A 19,728-nucleotide genomic window follows, 5' to 3' on the forward strand; every position below is an offset into this window, starting at 1 on the left:
GTGGAACGGCCGCTCAAAAGCTTTGCATGGCGGTTCGTGGAAACGGTAATTTACAACCGCAACCAGATAAACAAAATCGGATACTCACGTATCCAAGCAGGCTGCTGCGCGGTACGAAACGTCGCTAATCCGGGTGAGACTTACAGAATTATTTGACGGAGCGTCGCCAGCCGATCACCAGGGCCTGTACGAGATCGCCCGTCACCGCATTCCGCCATTGTCCGTCGGCGTGGGTGCAGACAAATGGCAGCAGATAGGTGCCGCTTTTGTCTTCGCACAGGACCTGGACGGGCTCGCCGGGGGCGGGGGCGCCTAGACCGTCGAACTCGGCCAGCCGTTGATCGCGTGTCACCATGGGATGCTCCTGTGGAAGAAACGGCGCGTTGCCTGCGTGGTTCACGTCGGGGCCGATTGACAGCCGGTCACGAACACCGTTGCTCTCATGGTCCGACGTTGACGAAAGGACAGGCAATGCGCGGCTCTGCATTTTTCACTCTGATTTTCGTGGTCTTGGGCAGCAGCGTAGCGGCGGCGCAGGATATACCTGGCATCGAGATCTGCACGGCCGAGAAGACCATGGAGCGACGCACCGGTTGCCTGCAGAGCAACGTCAACTTTCTGCAGCAAACCGTGGGCAAATTGCGGCTGGACCACCAACAGCGCCTCGACGCTGCCAACCGCCAGATCGAGGCGCTGAAGGCAACGGTGGCAAGCCTGCAAAAGACGGTCGAAGAACTGCAGGCGGCGCAGAAAGCCACGCCACCTACCACGAGCGCGCCGGCCCCCGCGAAGGATGCAGTGCCGGCGACGAAGGACGGTACAAAATAGCCGCTGCCGCGCCTACGATTCCTTCTCGCCGGACATCAGCGGGCCGAACAGTTCCCAGCTTTCGCCCTTGAAGCGCATCATCTGCAATTGCTCGAGCGGGCTGAAATCGGTCGGGCTGGTCTTGATCTTGGTGCCCGGCAGGTAGATTCCGATTTCCATGTTCAGGTTGGCCGCCTGCCGCATGATATTTTCACGCGTGAGATCGTCGCCGCATTGCTTGAGCACCTGCACGATGCCTTGCGAGACGCCATAGCCGAACACGGTGGCTCCGTCATCCTTGTCGCCTTCGGGGTAATACTTGTCCATGAAGGCGCTCCATTCCTTCATGCCCGCATCGTCCTTCCATGTCGGATCCTTGGGGTCCTTCATATAGGCGGCGCTGAGGACATCCTGCGAATTGGCGTAACCGGCCGGCTTCATCACGCTGCCGACCGAGGCCGAGACATTGGTGACGATATGAATCGGCTTCCATCCCATCTCGCCGACCTTCTTGATCGCCTGCGCGGCAAATTTCGGCGTAGCGATATTGATGAAGATGTCAGGATTGGCGGCCTTGATCTGTACGATCTGCGAATCCACCGTTGGTGATGCCGTCTCATAGGGGACTTCGGCGACGATATAGTCCTTGGCCTTGTCGCCGAAACCTTCATGCAGGCCGATGATGTAGTCTTTGCCGAAATCGTCGTTGGCGAAGAGCACGCCGACTTTTTTGCCGGGATGGTTCTTCATGATGTATTGCGCGTAGATGCGCGCTTCGGCCTGGTAGCTGGGTTGCCATCCCATCGTCCACGGAAAATTCTTCGGGTCGGCCCATTTCGCGGCGCCGGTGGAGACGAACAGCTGCGGCACCTTCTTGGCGTTCATGTATTTCTGGATCGCCGTGTTTCCCGGCGTGCCCAGCGGGTTCATGATGAACAGAACTTCGTCATTCTCGACCAGCTTGCGCGCCTGCTCGACGGTCTTCGGCGGTGAGTAGCCATCGTCATAGGAAATGAACGTGATCTTGCGGCCGTTGATGCCGCCCTTCTCGTTGATCATCCTGAAATAGGCCGCTTCGGTCTTGCCGATGGTGGCGTAGGACGATGCCGGCCCGCTATAGGGCATGATATTGCCGATCTTGATCTCGGTATCGGTGGCGCCGGTGTCGTATTTCTTCTGTGCGTGGGCGGTCGTAGTCAATGCCAGGGATACAGTCGAGGCGAAACAGGCGAGCATCAAAGCCCGCAGGACTTTCAAGTCATGCATGATGATTTGTCCTCCCTTTGCTTCGATCAACCGCACCGCCCGTCTGCGCGGGCTTGCATGATGCGGCTCGAATACGGGGAGTATGCACCAAGACTGAAAGTTGGAAAGTGAGCCGTCAGCGCAATCGTCGCCGCGGCGCACAAGCGCCGCGCTGCCGCGCTGCACGGGTGCCTAGCGGCCCTTGAAGTCGGCGGGGCGTTTTTCGAGGAAAGAGGCCATGCCCTCGCGGAAATCTTCCGTGCGGAACAGCGGTAGCAGTTGCAGAAAGACGTGATGAACGTGTTCGCCGAAATTCTCGGAGAGGCCGGCGCGCATCATGCGCTTTGCGGCTTGCACGGCGAGCGGTGCATTGGCTGCGATCTCGGCGGCAAGAGCGCGGCCGCGCGCATGCAGATCTGCGTCAGGCACCACCTCATTGGTCAAACTCATCTCCAGACTCTCGCGCGCCGACAGTGTGCGGCCGGTGAAGATCAGTTCGGCCGCCTTGGCCCAACCGATCATGCGTGGCAGAAACCAGGTCCCGCCGGATTCCGGCACCACGCCGCGCTTGACGAAAGCGGCGGCAAATTTAGCGCTCTCCGCCATGATACGGATGTCGCAATTGAGTGCGATGTCCATGCCATACCCCGCGGCCGCGCCGTTGAGCAGACAGATGGTCGGCTTTTCCATATTGAACATCACGACGGGTTGTGCCGTCTTCATGTCGAGTGTGGTGCGCGTGCTGTTGGCGTCGTTGGCAGAGCCGATGCCTTTGCCCTGGGTGGCGCTGACCATATCGAGCCCGGCGCAAAACATGCGGCCGGCACCGGTCAGCACGACCACGCGCACGTCGGGGTCCGCATCGGCCTTCAGAAAGAGGGTGCTGAGCTGTGCCAGCATCTCACGCGAAATCGTGTTCATCCGCTCGGGACGATTGAGTGTGATCGTGGCAATGTGGTCGGCGACGGCATAAAGCACTTCATCGGATGTCGACGGTGCAACAGCGGGCTCGGACATGGTTTCCTCCTGGCGTTTCTTCTGACGTTCTTCTTGTGGACATCAGCTAAGGCGGAATGGCGATGGCGTGCAAGAGGCCATGCATTTGTGCGCCTTGGCAGGGCGAGGCCGGTTTGCTCTACTTCGCGCATCCACGCGCCGGCAGCGGCCGGTGAGACCAAGAAAAGCCAAGGAAAATCCAGAGGGAGTGCTTGCTTATGTCTGCCCCGAACATCCGCGTTCTCGCGACTGATCTCGCGTTCCCCGAAGGCCCAGTGGTGATGCCTGACGGCTCGGTGGTGCTGGTCGAAATCCGTGCGCAGCAATTGACGCGGGTCTATCCCGATGGTCGCAAGGAAGTCGTCGCCAAGATCCCGGGCGGCCCGAACGGCGCTGCTCTCGGCCCGGACGGCAAGATGTACATCACCAATAATGGCGGCTTCAGCTGGGTGCCGTCGCGCGGCACCTTGATGCCGCATGCGCCGGAGCCGCATGAGTATATCGGCGGCGCGATCCAGCGCGTCGATCTCACCAGCGGCAAGATCGAGACGCTGTTCACCAAATGCGGCGAGCACAATCTGAAGGGCCCGAACGATCTCGTTTTCGACAAGCAAGGCGGGTTGTGGTTCAGCGAACTCGGCAAGCGCCGTGCGCGCGACATGGATGTCGGCGGCGCCTATTACATCAAGCCGGGGATGAGCGAGATCACCGAACAGGTGATCGGCGTGCTGCCGGCCAACGGGATCGGTCTCTCGCCGGACGAGAAGACCATGTATATCGCGGAAACGCCGACCGGCCGTCTATGGGCTTATAATGTCGGCACGCCGGGCGAGGTCGTTCCGGGCGACACGATCTATCGCGGTGAACGCGGACGGCCCATCTGCGGTCTCGGCGGCTATCAGATGTTCGACTCGCTGGCGGTCGAAGCCTCCGGCAATGTCTGCGTCGCAACGCTGGTGAGCGGCTGCATTTCCGTCATTGCGCCGGACGGGAAATTGGTCGAACAAGTCGAGACGGGCGATCGCGTGACGACGAATATTGCTTTTGGTGGTCCCGAGCTGAAGACGGCGTACATCACGCTGTCGGGCAAGGGCGAGCTGATTGCGATGGACTGGCCGCGCGGTGGCCTGCCGCTGAATTTTCTGAACAAGTAACCGTAGTCGTCATTGCGAGCGTAGCGAAGCAATCCAGCTCTGCTTTTACTTGGCCCTGGATTGCTTCGTCGCTTCGCTCCTCGCAATGACGACAAACAAAGGACTGACCAATGCCGTGGCTTGAACCCGTTACGCTTTCTGGACCTCACGCCCGGCTCGAGCCTCTTGCCAAGGACCACTGCGACGGCTTGATCGCAGCCGCGCAGGACGGCGATCTCTCGAAGATCTGGTACACCGCGATCCCGTCGCCGGAAAAGATGGCCGCCGAGATCGATCGCCGTCTGGCGCTGCAGGCTTCGGGCGCGATGCTGCCTTTCACGGTGAAGGACGCCACCGGCAAGATCGCCGGCATGACCACTTACATGAATGTCGATGCCGCCAATCGCCGGGTCGAGATCGGCTCGACCTGGTACGGCAAGTGGGTTCAGCGCACGGCGCTCAATACGCAGTGCAAGCTGATGTTGCTGGGACACGCTTTTGAAAAGCTCGACTGCATCGCGGTGGAATTCCGCACGCATTTCTTCAACCACCAGTCCCGCCGCGCGATCGAGCGTCTCGGCGCCAAGCAGGACGGCATCCTGCGCAATCATCAGATCGCGCCAAACGGCACGCTACGCGACACGGTGGTGTATAGTATTTTGCCTGGTGAATGGCCGACCGTGAAGGCGCATCTCAATTATCAGCTGGATGAGAAGCCGCGGTAACGATCATTATACCCGGCGGGCTTAGCGCGGTTTTGCTCCGCCCTCATCCTGAGGAGCGCGCGTTGCGCGCGTCTCGAAGGATGGCTGCGTACTCCATTCATGGTTCGAGACGCGCGCAAGAGCGCGCTCCTCATCATGAGGGCGGAGGGTGGTGCCTATGCTGGCGGATAAATCCGGTCGATCAATTGTCGGCAATAGTCCGGCGTTGGCGGCTCCTGGCTGATCAGGATGCGATAGACGATGGGTGCGACGACGTGATCGATGACTTCCTCGATGTCGAACGGCGTCTCACCGCGTGCCTTGGCGCGTTCGGTGAGGGTCGTCAGGTGGTCATTGGTGAAACTGCAGCAGACACAGGACTGCCCCTCGGCTGCGTCCAATGTCCCGTCCCGCAGCAGCGCGCGGCCGACCGGCGATGACATTTCCTCGGCATATTGTTCGATGAAGGTGCGGAGGTCGGTTTCGATGGCGCCGGTATCGTCTGGCTCCCCGATCGGCCGGAGCCGGGCCACGGCGACGTCGGCCAGCAGCGATTGCAGGTCGCCCCAGCGGCGATAGATGGTCGAGGGCGTTACACCGGCCTCGGCGGCGATCTGTGGAACGGTGATCTGGTTTCGGGTGGAAAGGCCGCCCAATTTACGGACAGCATCGTGCACCGCGCTCTGGATGCGCGCGCTCCGGCCGCCTGTTCTGGTCCGCTCCTTTGTCGTCATGTCGTCTCCAGCGGATGAGCCATGCGAAAATGCTTAACGCAAAACATTTGCATTAAGCGCGCAGGCGTCCTAGTTTTGTTAAAGCGAATAATTAGCCTTTAGGAAGCCGCCATGCAAGGAAGCTCCGGAGATACCTGTGTTGGCGCCTCGCCAAGTGCAGAGCCCGCCAAGAAAGCGCCGCTCTGGGCGATGACGGCCTTCAGCTTTGTCTCTGCGGCCACGGTGGTCGGCAGCAGCAGCGCCGCGACGCCGCTCTATCGGCTCTATCAGGAGAGCATGCATCTTACGCCGCTGATGATCACGCTCGTCTTTGCGGTCTATGCGATCAGTCTCCTCGCGGCGCTGCTCACGGTTGGCGGCCTGTCGGACTATGTCGGACGGCGCCCTGTGATCCTCGGCGGTCTGATCGTCAATGCCGTGGCGATGATGCTGTTCTCCTACGCGGCCGATGTCGGGGACCTCATTCTCGCCCGCGCAGTGCAAGGGCTCTGTGTCGGTGCCTCGACGACGACGCTCGGCGCCGCCATTCTCGATAGCGACCGCACGCGCGGACCGCTGCTCAACAGTGTCAGCGCCTTTGTCGGCCTGATGGTCGGCGCGCTGGGCGCCGGGCTGCTCGTCACCTTCGCGCCCGATCCTTTTCACCTCGTCTATGAAGTGCTGTTCGTCATTACGGCGGTGCTGATCTTTCTATTGTGGTTCATGCCCGAGACGGTCTCGCGGAAGCCGGGAGCACTTGCGTCGTTGTGGCCGAATGTCCGCGTGCCAGCTCAGTCGCGTGCGGCCTTGATGCTCGTCACGCCGGCGAATGTCGCGAGCTGGGCGCTTGGTGGCTTTTATCTGTCGCTGATGCCGACCATCGTTGCCGTCACCATGGGTGTCAGTGCGCCATGGATCGGCGGTATCGTCGTGGCAACCTTGATGCTTGCAGGCGCGGTGTCGGTGGGCGTGCTGCGGCACTTGCCGGCCCGTCGGTTGCTGATCATCGGGACCACCGGCCTATCGATCGGCGTGATGGTCTCGCTGTTCGGTATCCAACAGCACAGCACAGTGCTGCTCTTCGTCGGAACGACGATCGCCGGCATTGGCTTTGGATCGTCCTTTGCGGGAATCCTGAGCTCCTTGCTACCGACCGCCGAAGCGCATCAGCGCGCGGGCCTGCTGGCGACGTTCTACGTGATTTCGTATCTGGCCTTCAGCCTGCCGGCGCTGGCGGCCGGCGTCTCGGTACCATTCGTGGGTTTGGCCACCGTAGCCTACGTCTACGGAGCCGTCGTCATCCTGCTCGCAATCATCTCGCTGGTCGCGACGCTGCGCGGCCCGGCATCGCGTCAGATCGCATCGGCGCGATAGAGCGTATCGACCGTCACGGTGCCGATGGCGCGCGATACGCAGGGGCAGATCTTGGCGTTGTCCAGCTTCTGATGGGCGCTGAAGAACACGTCGCGATGGTCGATTTCGCCGTCGATCGCGACCACGCCGATGGCGCAGATGCCGCATTCGCCGCGCTCACAGTCGGAGATCACCTCATGTCCGGAGTCGCGGAGTGCTGCCAGCATCGAACGGTTCTGCGGCACGACGATTTCAGTGCCGGTGCCTTTCAACCGGACGCGGAATTCCGTGGCCGGCAGCAGGCCGCTCGAGCCGAAGGTCTCGTAGCGCAGATCGGTTGGACGACGGCCGGCCGTCTGCCAGGCGCGGCGGGCGTCTTCGGTCATGCGCATCGGCCCGCAGATGATGGCGATCGCGTCGGCTGGCAAGGCTGCGAAGGTCTCCGCGAAATCGAGGCGATGGTCTTCGTCGCTGGCATGAATATGCAGATGGTCGCCGAGCAAGGCTGCCATATCGTCCAGATAGGCCGCATCGTTTCGCGTCTTCACCGCATAGTGCAGAGCTGCGTTCACGCCACGTTGGCATAGCGCATGCGCGACGGCAGAGATCGGCGTGATGCCGATGCCGCCGGCGATCAGGCAATAGTTGTCACGAGTCCAGTCGAGATCGAGCAGGGTGGAAGGCGCGGTGAAATCCAGTCGTGCGCCCGGCTGCAAGGCCCACATGGCTTGCGAACCTCCGCGGCTGTCCGGCGCCAGCCGCACGGCGATGCGCAACCGGTCCAGGCTGCGTGCGCCGACGATGGAATATGATCTCGTCTGCGGCTGTCCGTCGATCAGCAGGCTCACGGTGATGTGGCTGCCGGGCGGGAAGGCCTGCAGCGGCGCGTCCGGCTTCAGCGTGAATTCGCGGATTCCCGCCGTAAGATCGCGGATCGCCTCGACGGTGCCCGATGTCCAGTGATCGGCAAAGCGCATGGGGCGTCTCCTCAGTCCGTGGGCGATGTGGTGATCAAGGTCAGTGCAGGCAGCAGATCGAGATTGGTGCGGCTGCGCAGCGCCAGGCGCAAATTGCGCACCGCAAGCCGCGCGTGCTCGCGCATGATCGCCTCCGCCCGCGCGCTTTCACGGTTCTCGATGGCATCGACGACGATGCGGTGATGCTCCTGTGCGATGAGCAGGATGTTATGCGCTTCCGGCAGCGCCGACTGCGCCATCACGAAGGCGCTTGGCGATGCAAATGGCATGGCCGCAACACGATCGATCTGACGCACCACCGGCGGACTGCCGGACAATTCGGTGAGCAGCGCATGAAAGCGCGCATTGAGCGTTACATAGGCCGAAAAGGCTTCAACCGAAATCGGATCCTGCCGCACGAGCTGATCGAGATCGGCGAGACATTCCTTCAGCGGTTCGAGATGGCGCGCGCTGGCGCCGCGTTCAGCAGCAAGGCGGGCGGCCAAGCCCTCCATGGTACCGCGCAGCTCGATGGAATCGAGGATGTCGCGTTCCGAAAAGGCTTTCACCATAAAGCCGCCTGAGGGAATCGCCTGCAGCAGCCCTTCGTCCTCGAGCCTTACCAATGCCAGACGCACCGGCGTTCGCGATACGCCGGTGATATCGACCGCCTGCAGTTCCGAGATGCGTTCGCCCGACCGCAGCTGGCCGGACAGGATCATGTCGCGCAAGGCGAGCTGGGCGCGGACGGTCTGTGACACCGAGCGTTCGGACTCGCGGTCGCTCATGTTGCTACTCCGCCGCCTGCAGATGTGACCCGGTCTCCCGCGCGACCATCCGATCGATGAGGCGCCGCGCCCACATGGCGCCGGCGTCGATATTGAGATTGTAGAAGATGCGATCCGGATTTTCGTCCATGGCCCGCTGCTGGGCTTCGAGGACGAGTTCGTCTTCATGGAAAATGCCGGCGACGCCGTCGCGAATCTCTGTTGTCAGGCGCTGTTCGTGGCGACGGTAATTGCGCATGAACGACCAGAAATAGTGGCAGGTGGTCTCGGTTTCCGGCGTGATCGTGTTGAGCACGAAACCGTTGACGCCTTGGGACCGATCGCCTTCGGGTGCGCCGGTGTTCGCCGGTGCCACGCCGACATCGATGGCGATCGTGCAGGGCACCTCAAAACGGATGATCTGCCAGCGATCGACCGGTCCGGGCTTTTGCAATTGCGCGGCCCAGAACGGCGGCGCCGTGATGCCCTTCATCCAGCGCGTCACCGTGACGGTCTTGTCGCCGTGGCTGACGTCGAACGGTGCCTCGGCGACATCGTCCTGACCGATGCTGGAGCCGTGCACAAAAGTCTCATGGGTGAGATCCATGAGATTGTCCAGTACCAGCCGGTAGTCGCATTTGACGTGGATGGTCTTGCCGTCGCCGGCCCATTCCGGGTCGTCGTTCCAGTGCAGGTCGGGTACCAGCGAAGGATCGGCGAGTGCAGGGTCGCCCATCCAGAGCCAGACATAACGATGTCGCTCCACCACCGGATAGGAGCGCACACGGGCTGACGGGTTGATGGTTTCCTGCGAGGGCATGAAGGTGCAGCGGCCCTGCGCATTGTATTTGAGACCGTGATAGCCGCAGACGACGGTGTCGCCTTCGAGCCGGCCCTTGGAGAGCGGCACGAGCCGATGCCAGCACGCATCCTCCAGCGCGCTCACCCCACCATCGGCGCGGCGATACATCACCACATGCTTGCCGCAGATGGTGCGCGGAAAAAGCTGGCGCTTGATCTCCGTATCCCAGGCCGCGACGTACCAGGCATTCATCGGGAATGAAGCGGGCATGGTAATCCTCCTTCATGCTGTTCTGCGTTCCGCCTGTATACATTGGTGGCGGTTTGATCGGACGATATCGCATTATTCAGCTATTTTGGAAGATTAATGTATACAGAACTTCCGATTTCTTTTGATTGAGGTAACAAAAAACCGCCCAATCGGGCGGTTTTTCCGTCGCCTTGTATACTTGACCGTCAGACTTCCCGGCGGTTCAGGAATGCCAGCCGTTCGAACAGATGCACGTCCTGTTCGTTCTTGAGCAGCGCGCCGTGCAGCGGCGGAATCAATTTTCGGGGGTCACGCTCGCGGAGCTGTTCCGGCGACATGTCCTCGTTGACCAGCAGCTTGAGCCAGTCGAGCAGTTCGGACGTTGATGGCTTCTTCTTCAGGCCGGGCACGTCGCGCACTTCGAAGAAGATACGCATCGCTTCCGCGACCAGGCGCTGCTTGATCCCCGGGAAATGCACCTCGACGATCTGTGCCATGGTCTCGCTGTCGGGGAACTTGATGTAGTGGAAGAAGCAGCGGCGCAGGAAGGCGTCCGGCAATTCCTTCTCATTGTTCGATGTAATGATCACCACCGGTCGCTTCGAGGCCTTGATGGTCTCGCCGGTCTCGTAGACATGGAATTCCATGCGGTCGAGCTCGAGCAGCAGGTCGTTCGGGAATTCGATGTCGGCCTTGTCGATTTCGTCGATCAGCAGGACCGGGCGCGCGTCATGGGTGAAGGCTTCCCAGAGCTTGCCGCGTTTGATGTAGTTGGCGATATCCGAGACGCGGGGGTCGCCCAGCTGGCTGTCGCGAAGGCGCGAGACGGCGTCGTACTCGTAAAGGCCCTGCTGCGCTTTGGTGGTGGATTTGATGTGCCAGGTCAGCAATGGCGAGCCAAGCGCCTTGGCGATCTCCTCGGCCAGCACGGTCTTGCCGGTGCCAGGCTCACCCTTCACCAGCAGCGGGCGCTCCAGCACGATAGCGGCATTGACCGCGACCTTGAGGTCATCGGTGGCGACGTAGTCTTTGGTACCGGTAAATTTCATAAGCTGGCTTGCCTTGTTGTTCTTGCCGCGCGGCGACGCGGAGCAATGGAAAGATCGCGGGATGGGGGAACGGCTAGCGCCGGATCAGTGAGAGCACGACCAGGACGATGACGGCGCCCACGGTGGCATCGAGGATCGAGCCCAGCGTGCCGGTGGCCAGCGTGACATTCAGTTTTGGCAGCAGCCAGCCGGCGACCAGCGCGCCGATAATGCCGACCACGATATTGCCGAGCAGGCCGAAGCCGGCGCCGCGCACGATCAGTCCGGCGAGCCAGCCGGCAATGGCACCGATCACCAGTGCTGCGAGAATACTCATCCATTCATCCTTGGGCGCACCGGCGAATGCCGTGCATCGCTTGGAAGTTTAATTGAATTATCGGGCAGGTCCAGCCGGGCTGTCCGGGCCGGTGGGTGTAAATGCCACGACGCGGAACGTTGTGGCGGTCAACCCTGCTGCTCAAATTTCCGGCTGAAATCGTCCTGATCGAGCGCGCTCGATGCGACGACACAGTTGCGGCCGCGCCGTTTGGCCTCGTAGAGCGCAAGATCGGCTTCACCCAGCAACGCGTCCTCGCTGGTCGTCCGTGCATGGCGGCTCGCAACACCCACGCTGATGGAGAGATAGCCGCGTGCGGCGGCCTCGTTGGCGATATCCAGCGCGCGTACCCTAAACCTGACTGCCTCGGCGACGGTTACAGCATCCGCTTCCGCAGTACCGGGCAGGATGATGGCGAATTCCTCGCCGCCATAGCGTGCGGCGAGGGCGGACGTGTTGATGGTGGCGTCAGCCAGCACCGAAGCGACGCGCTTGAGGCAGCCGTCGCCAGCCTGGTGACCCATGCTGTCATTATAGCTCTTGAAATGGTCGATATCGATCAACAGCACCGAAAGCCGGTCGTCCTGTGCGAAGGCGCGGCTGAGGAAGTTGTCGAGGGTGCGGCGATTGGCGAGCCCGGTGAGGCCGTCGGTGGTCGCGAGTTCGGCAAGCCGCTCGTTCAGCGCGGTGAGTTCGTCCTGCATGACCTTGCGCAGGGTCACGTCGCGCAGCACACCGACAATCGCGATCCGATCGTCGGAATCCTCCGCTCGTTCGGCGCGTTTGAAGTTGATCTCGACCCATGCAGTCGATCCATCGTCGCGATAGGTGCGGAAGACGATGCTCTGCATGGTGGACGAACCGGTCAGCTTGGCATTGGCCTCACGGACAGCAGGAATGTCGTCTGGATGCACGAGTTCGAAACAGGACCGGCCGATCAGCGCAGCCGGATCGAGGCCGAGCACGAACTCGACCGAGTGCGACACATAGAGAAAATTGCCGTCCTGGTCGAGCAGGATCACCACATCGGCAATGTTGTCGGCGAGCAGACGATAGCGCGACTCACGCTCGCGCAGCGCCTTCTCCATGTTGAGGCGGAAGCGGAACTGGGTCGACAGCAAGGCGGCGAGCAGGATCACGCTGCACAGAAGGACGGCAGCCACGGCGATGTCAGACCAGAGGTGCTCGCGCCAGTCAGCCAGTACCAGTTTCTCCGGAACGGCGACGGTGACGATGACGGGGTAGGACGCGCTTTGCTCATAGCCGATATACTTGGTGACGCCGTCGAACGGCGACGTGACCCGATAGTAGCCGCTGTGGGCTTCCTTCAGCTTGTTCTGGAACAGTTGCGTACCTGACAGGTCTTTCCCGACATCGAGCGATGGCCAATGGGCCAGCACGATGCCGTCATTACGCAGCAGGCTGATGCCGGCTTGCTCGCCGAGGTCGAAGCTCTTGAAAATATCGTTGAAATAATCGCTCGCGATGGCCGCGATCACAACGCCGTTGAATCTGCCCTCCTGGTCGTTCAGGCGTCGCGTTAGCAAGATCGTCGTCTGATCTGTGAGGTGCGACAGCAGCGGATCGTTGAGGCGCAGGCCGGGATCGTCATTCTCCCTGTGAAAGATGAAGGCGCTACGGTCGGAGTCGTTGTGCGGCGGCATCTTTGGCAGAGAAGAGTAACGCCATTCGCCGGCAGCATCGAGGACACCGAATCCGCGTATTTGCGGCAGCGATTTGATGACATTGACGAGAAACTGGTTGAACCGGTCGGGACGTGGGTTCTGATATTTCAGCAGGTCGACCATGCCGGTCATCGCGACGTCCGCGGCCTGAAACGTATGCGACGTTTGTTCCTGGAGCGAATGCGCGAGATTTCGGACGCTGACCTCGCTCTGCAGCAAAGCGCCGCGCCGCGCATCGATCGTCTTCCACAGGATGAGGCCGAGTACGCAGGCGCTCATCGCCAGCACGAATACCGCAACGATCACACCGGGGGCCGATAGCCTGCTCGGGGAACGTGCTGTCGATGTGGTCGCTATAGCCATGCTTGCTGCATTCAAAGTCGGATCGTCAGCATGATCCGTTGCCTTCATGATAACTGCCGATCCGCAGTGTAGGCGTGACACTCTCTCATGGGTTTGCCGTCGCCGGAAGGGTTGAAGCAAATATCTGCCGCCGCAACGGCCATGTCACAATACCGTTCAGCGGAATTCGGCGTTGGCCTTGAACCGCCGCGAGACGTGGTGGCGCCATATGGCAGGGGATGTGACCTTCCGCGCAACTATCTACCGCCGTACCCTTGACGGACGCCGGGGCTCGGGCAATCTGTCGATTATGTTCCTGCAATTTTTCACTTCGCTGCGCGATGCGCAGGTTCCCGTCACGCTGCGTGAATATCTCACGCTGATGGAAGCGCTCGATGCCAATCTCGCCGATCAGTCGGTTGAGCACTTCTACTATCTCTCTCGTGCTGCGCTGGTGAAGGACGAGCGCAATCTCGACAAATTTGACCGGGTGTTCGGCTCGACCTTCAAGGGGCTCGAGAATCTGCTCGATGCCATGGAGAAGGCGGAAATCCCGGAAGAGTGGCTACGCAAGCTGGCCGAAAAATATCTCACCGACGAAGAGAAAAAGCAGATCGAGGCCATGGGCTGGGACAAGCTCATGGAGACGCTGAAGAAGCGCCTGGAAGAGCAGAAAAAACGCCATCAGGGCGGGAACAAGTGGATCGGCACGGCCGGTACCTCGCCCTTCGGTGCGCAGGGTTACAATCCCGAAGGCATCCGCATCGGGCAGGAGAAGAGCCGTAATCAGCGCGCCGTGAAGGTCTGGGACAAGCGCGAGTTCAAGGACCTCGACGGCAATGTCGAACTCGGCATTCGCAACATCAAGGTGGCGCTGCGCCGGCTCCGTAAATTCGCCCGCACCGGTGCGCCGGATGAACTCGATCTCGACACGACCATCCGCGAGACCGCCAATCACGGCTATCTCGATGTGCATATGCGCCCCGAGCGGCGCAATGCGGTGAAGGTTCTGGTGTTCTTCGACATCGGCGGCTCGATGGACTCGCATATCGAGCAGGTCGAGGAATTGTTCTCCGCGGCCAAGAGCGAATTCAAGCACATGGAGTATTTCTACTTCCACAACTGTCTCTATGAAGGCGTGTGGAAGCAGAACAAGCGCCGCTTCACCGATCGTACGCCGACCTGGGACGTGCTGCACAAATACGCTCACGACTACAAGGTCGTATTCGTCGGCGATGCATCGATGTCACCCTATGAGATTATGGTGCCGGGCGGCTCGGTCGAGCATGTTAATGAAGAGGCCGGTTCGGTCTGGCTGGAGCGCGTCACGCAGACCTATCCGAATACGATCTGGCTCAATCCGGTGGCGCAGCGGCACTGGGACTATTCGGAATCGACGACGATCATCCGCCGTCTGTTTTCCGAACGCATGTATCCGCTGACCATCGAAGGCCTCGAAGCCGCGATGAAGGAATTGGTGAGGAAGGCATGACCCAGAAGATAACCCGTGGCTATAAAGCCCTGCTCGACGAGGCTAATGCGCAGATCGAGACGATGAGCGCCGACGACGTGATCAAGGCTGCGCAGAGCCCCGATGTGGTCATCGTCGATATCCGTGACCCCCGCGAGATCGAGCGCGAAGGCAAAATCCCAGGCTCTTTCTCCTGCACGCGCGGTATGCTGGAATTCTGGATCGATCCGGAAAGCCCTTATGGCAAGCCGATCTTCCAGGAAGACAAGAAGTTCATCTTCCATTGCGCATCGGGCTGGCGCTCGGCGCTTGCCGCCAAGACGGCGGCCGACATGGGGCTTAAGCCGGTCGCCCATCTCGGCGGCGGTTTCACCGCCTGGCGCAATGCCGGCGGCGCGGTGGAAAAGGTCGAATCGAAGGCGCCGAAAGGCTGAGCCGGTCGAAGCTCATCACGATCATTCGTCATGCCCGGCCAGCGCGAGGCAAGCTTCGCTAGACGTGCCGGGCATCCACGTCTTTACTGTCGCCTTATAGAATGACGTCGTAAATGGCCGGGACGGACCCGGCCATGACGCCATGTTGAGAGGTACTCATGACCGACACCGATCCGCTCGTCTCCACCGAATGGCTCGCCGCGCATCTCGGCGACTCCAAGGTCAAGGTCGTCGACGCCTCCTTCAAAATGCCCGGCGTGCTGCCGCTGCCGATCGAGGATTATCTCGCCGCGCATATTCCCGGTGCGGTGTTCTTCGATGTCGATGCGGTGTCGGATCATTCGGTGGACCTGCCGCATATGTTTCCGAACGAGGAACAGTTCGCGCGGGACATCGGCGCGCTCGGCATTTCGTCGGATGACACGGTGGTGCTTTATGACGCTGGAGGCTGGGTCGCCGCGCCGCGCGCATGGTGGATGTTTCTGTCTTTCGGCCACGCGAATGTCAGGATCCTCGATGGCGGGTTGAAGAAGTGGCGTGCCGAAGGTCGCTCGGTGGACGTCGGCCAAGTGAAGCCGGCGCCGGGAAGGTTCGCCGCAAAATTCGATCCGTCCTGTGTGCGCAGCAAGGCGCAACTCGTTGCCAATCTCGACAGCCGCACCGAGCAGACCATCGATGCACGCGCCGCCAACCGCTTCGAGGGCAGCGTCGCTGAGCCGCGGCCAGGTCTGCGGTCAGGCCACATCCCCGGCAGCCGCAATCTGCCCTATAACGAGCTGTTCGATGCTGCGACCGGCACCATGAAGCCGCTCGACGATTTGCGAAAGGCGTTCGACAAGGCCGGTCTTGATCTTCGAAGACCCGTCGTCACCACCTGCGGCTCCGGTGTCTCCGCCGCCGTGCTCACGCTGGCCCTGTATCGTCTGGGCGTGCGCGGCTCGGCGCTCTATGACGGCTCATGGTCGGAATGGGGGCTGCAGGATGGGCCACCGGTCGCAACCGGGCCTGCCTGATCCGCATCGGCTCAGCGGAGCTGCGACAATCCGAATGGATCCTGTTGCTGCGCGACCGGCGCCACTGCCGGCATGGCGCGCGCAGCCACACGTCGTTTTCTGACGGCCGGCTTTTTCATCACTTTCTTCACGGGCTTCGCCTTGGGCGGTTCCGCGGTCGGGCGCGAACTGGGGAGCGGCACCGGTTCGGTGTGGATTGTCGGCCCACCGAGCACGGCCACCTTGCTCGACGACAGCTGGGCATCTTCGGCGGTGAGCGTCGCGGTCGGCAATTCCATGATCGTCGCCGTCGGCAACGAGATGCTCGCGGTGGTTTCGGGAACCGGCGCGGTCTGAAGGGGGGCAGGGGCAGGTTCCGACGTCTGGGCCGGTGCGGCTGCCACGACCATGGCGGGCTCGCTCGGCGTCGCGGGAGAAGCTTCGATGGAAACAGGCTTCTCGGCCTCCAACGCAGGCGCAATGATGGCTGTTGCGATCGGTTCGGGAGCGGAGTCGGTCTTGGCCTCGGTTGTCGCGGCCGATGGCGTCGATTCGCCGCTCTGTATGGCCGGCGACAGCGTCGGGTCAGAGACCTCGGTGACGCGCGGTTCGAGCCGCAACATCGCCAGCGAAGGCGGCGGATCCGGCTGCCGGCCGAAATCGGGAACCGGCGGCGGTCGGTGGTTCGGAAGACTGGCGAATTCCTCGTGGGCACTGCGCAGCAGCGCAGCGGCGCCCATGCCGAAAATGACCAGGGAAACCGCAAGGACGACGGCGGCGCACAGGAAACGAATGCCGGGAAGCATGACTGCTGTTCCGCCTTCGACCGATACAAAGGCTTTCGAACCAGGGGAACGCGGTGAAGCACACAGGGGACGGCTGTTTCGCCAGCGCGAATCAGTCCCACGAAGAATACCGCAGCGTCCCGCAAACCGTTTGTTAAAAGATGCGGGGCACAAACGACGCATGGGTTGCTGTGGTGTGAAGAGCCATCGGCGTGCGGCATGTTGGCCACGCCCACCGGCAATCGTGCGAATGTGAAGGAAATGCGGGGCTTTTTCCCGGATTTGTCTTGAATGCGCCGTGATCCTGCGCGATCTGACCTTTCAACCCCGATTTCTGCTCGAAGCTTTGACAAGGGCAATGATGATCAAGCGTTTTCTAACGACGTTCGCGACTCTGGCTCTCAGCAGCGCCGCCGGGCACTCGCTCGCGGTTGCGCAGGGCTACCCGCAAGCATCGCCCAGCGGCTACTCCATTCCGGCAGAGCCCGGCTATCCGCCCGGCGGCTATCCCGCCAGCCCGCGCGGCAGCGCCATGGACGCAATGCCTGATTTCGATTCGCTGGACGAGGACGAGGCTCCGTCGCGTAACGGCCGCCCTCAGGCGGGACTTTCCAGCCCCGGTATCGCCAACCAGGGGCCGGTGATGTCTCCGGACGATCCGCGCTATGGCCGCCCGATGCAGCAGCCGCAAACCTATTCCTATCGCGGCCCGGCCGAATCCTATCGTGGCCCGGCTGAGGCCGGTCCGCGCCCGCCGGAAGGCGTTGGCGCGCAGGCCTATGGCGCCCCGGCTTACGGCGGACAGCCGCCGGCCCCGGTCACCGGCTCGGTGCAGCCGGGTGATCCCGCCATGGGCGCCAATGGTCGCTCGGTGATGGTTGCGTCGCTGCCGCCGGAAGAACAACCCGATGCCGGTCCCGTCCAGTTGCCGCCGAATCTGCGCCGCCAGGAAGTGAACTTCGTCACCAAGGAGCCGCCCGGAACGATCATCGTCGATACGCCGAACTATCACCTGTATTACGTGCTCGGGAACAACCGCGCGATGCGCTACGGTGTGCGCGTCGGCCGCGACGGTTTCACCTGGAACGGCGTGCAGAAGATCACCCGAAAGGCCGAATGGCCCGATTGGCATCCGCCGGCGGAAATGATCGAGCGCCAGCCCTACCTGCCGCGCTTCATGGCGGGCGGCGAGGGCAACCCGATGGGGGCCCGCGCCATGTATCTCGGCTCGACCGTTTACCGCATCCACGGCACCAATCAGCCATCGACCATCGGCAAGTCGGTCTCGTCCGGCTGCATCGGCATGCTGAATGAAGACGTGTCGGACCTGTTCGAGCGCGCCAAGGTCGGCACCCGCGTGGTGGTGTGGCCGGGTAAGCCGCCGGCGACCACCGCGGCGGCGGGGCCGGTTCCGGGCCCAAGTGCCAGTGCCGCCCCGATGCCGGCCGCCAATATCGCGCCGCTGCCGGGCACGCAGCCCTCCGCGGTGCAGCCGCTGCCGGCGCCGGTGACGGTTCGCTGATTTCGAGCGGCTGACGTCCAAACAGAACGGGCGCGGTGTGAAAGCACCGCGCCCGTTCTGTTTGGGAAGGTGATCGCCGGTTAGTTCAACGGGCGCACCGGCTCGCCTTTCAGGAAAGCGCCGATAGCCTCGATCATCTCGGCGTAAATGCGCTTGTAGTTCTCCGCGGTGACATAGCCGAGATGCGGCGTGATCACGACATTGTCGAGCTTGCGCAGCGGGCTGTCGATGGGGAGCGGCTCGTGCGCGTAGGTGTCAATGCCGGCGCCTGCGATCTTCCCGGCCTGCAGGGCTTCGAGCAGCGCGTCTTCGTCCACGATAGGTCCGCGCGCCGTGTTAATCAGATACGCGGTCGGCTTCATGCGTACGAGGTCCTCGCGCGATACCAGCCCGCGCGAGCGATCGCTGAGGACGACATGAATGGTGATGACGTCCGATTGCGAGAACAAGTCTTGCTTCGTCGCATAGGTCACGCCGGCCTCGGCGCAGGCCTCCGGCGTCAGATTTGTGCTCCAGGCCAGCACCTTCATGCCGAGCGCCTGCGCGATTCTGGCGACTTTGGTGCCGAGCTTGCCGAGTCCGATGATGCCGAGCGTCTTGCCTTCGACATCCTCGCCGAGTGTGACTTGCCACGGCTCGCCAGCCTTCATGCGCGCATGTTCGAAGCCGATTTTCCGCGTCAGTTCCAGCATTAGACCGATGGTGAGACCTGCAGTCGGATTCCCCACCATGGCGGTACCGCAGACCGTGACACCATGCGCCTTGGCAGCGGCGAGATCGATCGCGGCATTGCGCATGCCCGATGTGATGAGCAGCTTCAGTTTCGGGAGCGCGTCGAACAGCGTGCGAGGGAACGGCGTGCGCTCGCGCATCGCACAGACGATCTCGAAATCCTTCAGCGCGGCTGCGGCCTCGTCGCCCGAGGCGAACGGCGTGTCGAACACCGTGATATCGATGCGGTCGCCGAGCTTGGACCAGTCGGCCAGTTTCAGGGCCACATTCTGATAGTCGTCAAGGATTGCACAGCGCAGCGGGGTCATGAAGTCGGTCCATCCGGTCAGGTGACGACGAGCAGAGGTCGTCAGGGGATGGAGACATTGCGCGACACGCGAGAGTACGCAAGCGCCGCAGCCCGCAATTCGGGGGCGATCAGCTCAATGTGAGGGCGGCGACTTTTCCTTGGCGCGGCAGGCGGGGCCGGGACCGCGCATATAATGCTGTTCCGGATGGTAGGGATTGAAGGCCGCGACGAAGAACGTCTGCCAGAACTGCCGGATTTCCTTCAGCAGTCCGGCAGACGCGATTTTGGCGTCGGCGCGGGCGGCTGAAGGGACTGATGCAATATTCGCCATGACGGGCTCCGCCTGTCTGCCCACGGCTACGGCCGCGGCGGGCGTGAGGAATCGC

Annotated in this window: 21 protein-coding genes; 8 read left to right on the plus strand and 13 right to left on the minus strand. The window is 61.9% G+C overall.

All coding sequences use genetic code 11. The features are described 5' to 3' along the window. Positions 1-148 precede the first annotated feature (148 nt). Entirely contained in the window at positions 149-355 is a 207-nt protein-coding gene (locus tag E0H22_RS08415; protein ID WP_233025212.1) for a hypothetical protein, read from the minus strand. Positions 356-471: 116 nt separating this feature from the next. Between E0H22_RS08415 and E0H22_RS08420 the strand changes: the two genes are divergently transcribed. Next, positions 472-828: a hypothetical protein gene (locus E0H22_RS08420; RefSeq protein ID WP_233025213.1), complete on the plus strand. Its 357-nt coding sequence runs from the start codon at positions 472-474 to the stop codon at positions 826-828. A gap of 12 nt (positions 829-840) precedes the next feature. Here the strand turns inward: E0H22_RS08420 and E0H22_RS08425 are convergent, their stop codons facing one another. Continuing rightward, positions 841-2,073, minus strand: coding sequence for an ABC transporter substrate-binding protein (locus E0H22_RS08425; protein ID WP_233025214.1), 1,233 nt, complete (start codon positions 2,071-2,073; stop codon positions 841-843). A gap of 171 nt (positions 2,074-2,244) precedes the next feature. Continuing rightward, positions 2,245-3,069 (minus strand): enoyl-CoA hydratase/isomerase family protein, encoded by an 825-nt coding sequence (locus tag E0H22_RS08430; RefSeq protein ID WP_233025215.1) that lies wholly within the window; start codon positions 3,067-3,069, stop codon positions 2,245-2,247. A gap of 197 nt (positions 3,070-3,266) precedes the next feature. Between E0H22_RS08430 and E0H22_RS08435 the strand changes: the two genes are divergently transcribed. Continuing rightward, complete coding sequence (locus tag E0H22_RS08435) at positions 3,267-4,202, plus strand: SMP-30/gluconolactonase/LRE family protein (RefSeq protein WP_233025216.1); 936 nt, start codon at positions 3,267-3,269, stop codon at positions 4,200-4,202. A gap of 110 nt (positions 4,203-4,312) precedes the next feature. Beyond that, positions 4,313-4,906, plus strand: coding sequence for a GNAT family N-acetyltransferase (locus E0H22_RS08440; RefSeq protein WP_233025217.1), 594 nt, complete (start codon positions 4,313-4,315; stop codon positions 4,904-4,906). Between the two features lie 155 nt (positions 4,907-5,061). Here E0H22_RS08440 and E0H22_RS08445 read toward each other — a convergent pair whose 3' ends face one another. Continuing rightward, a complete protein-coding gene (locus E0H22_RS08445) occupies positions 5,062-5,619 on the minus strand; it encodes a TetR/AcrR family transcriptional regulator (protein ID WP_233025218.1) in 558 nt (185 codons plus the stop codon). Between the two features lie 111 nt (positions 5,620-5,730). Between E0H22_RS08445 and E0H22_RS08450 the strand changes: the two genes are divergently transcribed. After that, positions 5,731-6,972 (plus strand): MFS transporter, encoded by a 1,242-nt coding sequence (locus E0H22_RS08450; RefSeq protein WP_233025219.1) that lies wholly within the window; start codon positions 5,731-5,733, stop codon positions 6,970-6,972. Here E0H22_RS08450 and E0H22_RS08455 read toward each other — a convergent pair. The 6 genes from E0H22_RS08455 to E0H22_RS08480 all read right to left on the minus strand — a co-directional run bounded on the left by E0H22_RS08455 (position 6,951) and on the right by E0H22_RS08480 (position 13,138). Next, a complete protein-coding gene (locus E0H22_RS08455; protein WP_233025220.1) occupies positions 6,951-7,928 on the minus strand; it encodes a PDR/VanB family oxidoreductase in 978 nt (325 codons plus the stop codon). The two genes, E0H22_RS08450 and E0H22_RS08455, sit on opposite strands and share 22 nt — an antisense overlap. A gap of 11 nt (positions 7,929-7,939) precedes the next feature. Next, on the minus strand, positions 7,940-8,695 hold the full coding sequence (locus tag E0H22_RS08460) for a GntR family transcriptional regulator (protein WP_233025221.1): 756 nt from the start codon (positions 8,693-8,695) through the stop codon (positions 7,940-7,942). Between the two features lie 4 nt (positions 8,696-8,699). Continuing rightward, complete coding sequence (locus E0H22_RS08465) at positions 8,700-9,746, minus strand: aromatic ring-hydroxylating dioxygenase subunit alpha (RefSeq protein ID WP_233025222.1); 1,047 nt, start codon at positions 9,744-9,746, stop codon at positions 8,700-8,702. A 185-nt stretch (positions 9,747-9,931) separates the two neighbouring features. Continuing rightward, positions 9,932-10,774 (minus strand): AAA family ATPase, encoded by an 843-nt coding sequence (locus tag E0H22_RS08470; RefSeq protein ID WP_233025223.1) that lies wholly within the window; start codon positions 10,772-10,774, stop codon positions 9,932-9,934. Between the two features lie 73 nt (positions 10,775-10,847). Continuing rightward, positions 10,848-11,090 carry a GlsB/YeaQ/YmgE family stress response membrane protein gene (locus E0H22_RS08475; protein ID WP_233025224.1) on the minus strand — a complete coding sequence of 81 codons (243 nt, stop codon included), beginning with the start codon at positions 11,088-11,090 and terminating at the stop codon, positions 10,848-10,850. A 128-nt stretch (positions 11,091-11,218) separates the two neighbouring features. Further along, positions 11,219-13,138, minus strand: coding sequence for a sensor domain-containing diguanylate cyclase (locus E0H22_RS08480; protein WP_233025225.1), 1,920 nt, complete (start codon positions 13,136-13,138; stop codon positions 11,219-11,221). Positions 13,139-13,427: 289 nt separating this feature from the next. Between E0H22_RS08480 and E0H22_RS08485 the strand changes: the two genes are divergently transcribed. The 3 genes from E0H22_RS08485 (at position 13,428) to sseA (ending at position 16,035) form a co-directional block, all read left to right on the plus strand. Continuing rightward, positions 13,428-14,609 carry a vWA domain-containing protein gene (locus E0H22_RS08485; RefSeq protein WP_233026211.1) on the plus strand — a complete coding sequence of 394 codons (1,182 nt, stop codon included), beginning with the start codon at positions 13,428-13,430 and terminating at the stop codon, positions 14,607-14,609. Further along, positions 14,606-15,022, plus strand: a complete 417-nt coding sequence (locus E0H22_RS08490; protein ID WP_233025226.1) for a rhodanese-like domain-containing protein — start codon at positions 14,606-14,608, stop codon at positions 15,020-15,022. The genes E0H22_RS08485 and E0H22_RS08490 overlap by 4 nt, the downstream gene beginning before the upstream one ends. A gap of 158 nt (positions 15,023-15,180) precedes the next feature. Continuing rightward, positions 15,181-16,035 (plus strand): 3-mercaptopyruvate sulfurtransferase, encoded by an 855-nt coding sequence (gene sseA / locus E0H22_RS08495; RefSeq protein ID WP_233025227.1) that lies wholly within the window; start codon positions 15,181-15,183, stop codon positions 16,033-16,035. Between the two features lie 11 nt (positions 16,036-16,046). Here the strand turns inward: sseA and E0H22_RS08500 are convergent, their stop codons facing one another. Next, positions 16,047-16,820 (minus strand): hypothetical protein, encoded by a 774-nt coding sequence (locus tag E0H22_RS08500; RefSeq protein WP_233025228.1) that lies wholly within the window; start codon positions 16,818-16,820, stop codon positions 16,047-16,049. A 337-nt stretch (positions 16,821-17,157) separates the two neighbouring features. Between E0H22_RS08500 and E0H22_RS08505 the strand changes: the two genes are divergently transcribed. Then, positions 17,158-18,321 (plus strand): L,D-transpeptidase family protein, encoded by a 1,164-nt coding sequence (locus tag E0H22_RS08505; RefSeq protein WP_430715231.1) that lies wholly within the window; start codon positions 17,158-17,160, stop codon positions 18,319-18,321. An 80-nt stretch (positions 18,322-18,401) separates the two neighbouring features. Here E0H22_RS08505 and E0H22_RS08510 read toward each other — a convergent pair whose 3' ends face one another. Then, complete coding sequence (locus E0H22_RS08510) at positions 18,402-19,361, minus strand: D-2-hydroxyacid dehydrogenase family protein (RefSeq protein ID WP_233025229.1); 960 nt, start codon at positions 19,359-19,361, stop codon at positions 18,402-18,404. A 114-nt stretch (positions 19,362-19,475) separates the two neighbouring features. Further along, positions 19,476-19,673, minus strand: a complete 198-nt coding sequence (locus E0H22_RS08515; RefSeq protein WP_233025230.1) for a hypothetical protein — start codon at positions 19,671-19,673, stop codon at positions 19,476-19,478. Positions 19,674-19,728: the final 55 nt, after the last annotated feature.

The sequence above is a fragment of the Rhodopseudomonas boonkerdii genome, from assembly GCF_021184025.1.
GTDB lineage: Bacteria > Pseudomonadota > Alphaproteobacteria > Rhizobiales > Xanthobacteraceae > Tardiphaga > Tardiphaga boonkerdii.

Coding starts and splice junctions, on each gene's coding strand:
- E0H22_RS08415 (WP_233025212.1), bottom strand. CDS start 355: ATGGTGACACGCGATCAACGGCTGGCCGAGTTCGACGGTCTAGGCGCC.
- E0H22_RS08420 (WP_233025213.1), top strand. CDS start 472: ATGCGCGGCTCTGCATTTTTCACTCTGATTTTCGTGGTCTTGGGCAGC.
- E0H22_RS08425 (WP_233025214.1), bottom strand. CDS start 2,073: ATGCATGACTTGAAAGTCCTGCGGGCTTTGATGCTCGCCTGTTTCGCC.
- E0H22_RS08430 (WP_233025215.1), bottom strand. CDS start 3,069: ATGTCCGAGCCCGCTGTTGCACCGTCGACATCCGATGAAGTGCTTTAT.
- E0H22_RS08435 (WP_233025216.1), top strand. CDS start 3,267: ATGTCTGCCCCGAACATCCGCGTTCTCGCGACTGATCTCGCGTTCCCC.
- E0H22_RS08440 (WP_233025217.1), top strand. CDS start 4,313: ATGCCGTGGCTTGAACCCGTTACGCTTTCTGGACCTCACGCCCGGCTC.
- E0H22_RS08445 (WP_233025218.1), bottom strand. CDS start 5,619: ATGACGACAAAGGAGCGGACCAGAACAGGCGGCCGGAGCGCGCGCATC.
- E0H22_RS08450 (WP_233025219.1), top strand. CDS start 5,731: ATGCAAGGAAGCTCCGGAGATACCTGTGTTGGCGCCTCGCCAAGTGCA.
- E0H22_RS08455 (WP_233025220.1), bottom strand. CDS start 7,928: ATGCGCTTTGCCGATCACTGGACATCGGGCACCGTCGAGGCGATCCGC.
- E0H22_RS08460 (WP_233025221.1), bottom strand. CDS start 8,695: ATGAGCGACCGCGAGTCCGAACGCTCGGTGTCACAGACCGTCCGCGCC.
- E0H22_RS08465 (WP_233025222.1), bottom strand. CDS start 9,746: ATGCCCGCTTCATTCCCGATGAATGCCTGGTACGTCGCGGCCTGGGAT.
- E0H22_RS08470 (WP_233025223.1), bottom strand. CDS start 10,774: ATGAAATTTACCGGTACCAAAGACTACGTCGCCACCGATGACCTCAAG.
- E0H22_RS08475 (WP_233025224.1), bottom strand. CDS start 11,090: ATGAGTATTCTCGCAGCACTGGTGATCGGTGCCATTGCCGGCTGGCTC.
- E0H22_RS08480 (WP_233025225.1), bottom strand. CDS start 13,138: ATGGCTATAGCGACCACATCGACAGCACGTTCCCCGAGCAGGCTATCG.
- E0H22_RS08485 (WP_233026211.1), top strand. CDS start 13,428: ATGTTCCTGCAATTTTTCACTTCGCTGCGCGATGCGCAGGTTCCCGTC.
- E0H22_RS08490 (WP_233025226.1), top strand. CDS start 14,606: ATGACCCAGAAGATAACCCGTGGCTATAAAGCCCTGCTCGACGAGGCT.
- sseA (WP_233025227.1), top strand. CDS start 15,181: ATGACCGACACCGATCCGCTCGTCTCCACCGAATGGCTCGCCGCGCAT.
- E0H22_RS08500 (WP_233025228.1), bottom strand. CDS start 16,820: ATGCTTCCCGGCATTCGTTTCCTGTGCGCCGCCGTCGTCCTTGCGGTT.
- E0H22_RS08505 (WP_430715231.1), top strand. CDS start 17,158: ATGATGATCAAGCGTTTTCTAACGACGTTCGCGACTCTGGCTCTCAGC.
- E0H22_RS08510 (WP_233025229.1), bottom strand. CDS start 19,361: ATGACCCCGCTGCGCTGTGCAATCCTTGACGACTATCAGAATGTGGCC.
- E0H22_RS08515 (WP_233025230.1), bottom strand. CDS start 19,673: ATGGCGAATATTGCATCAGTCCCTTCAGCCGCCCGCGCCGACGCCAAA.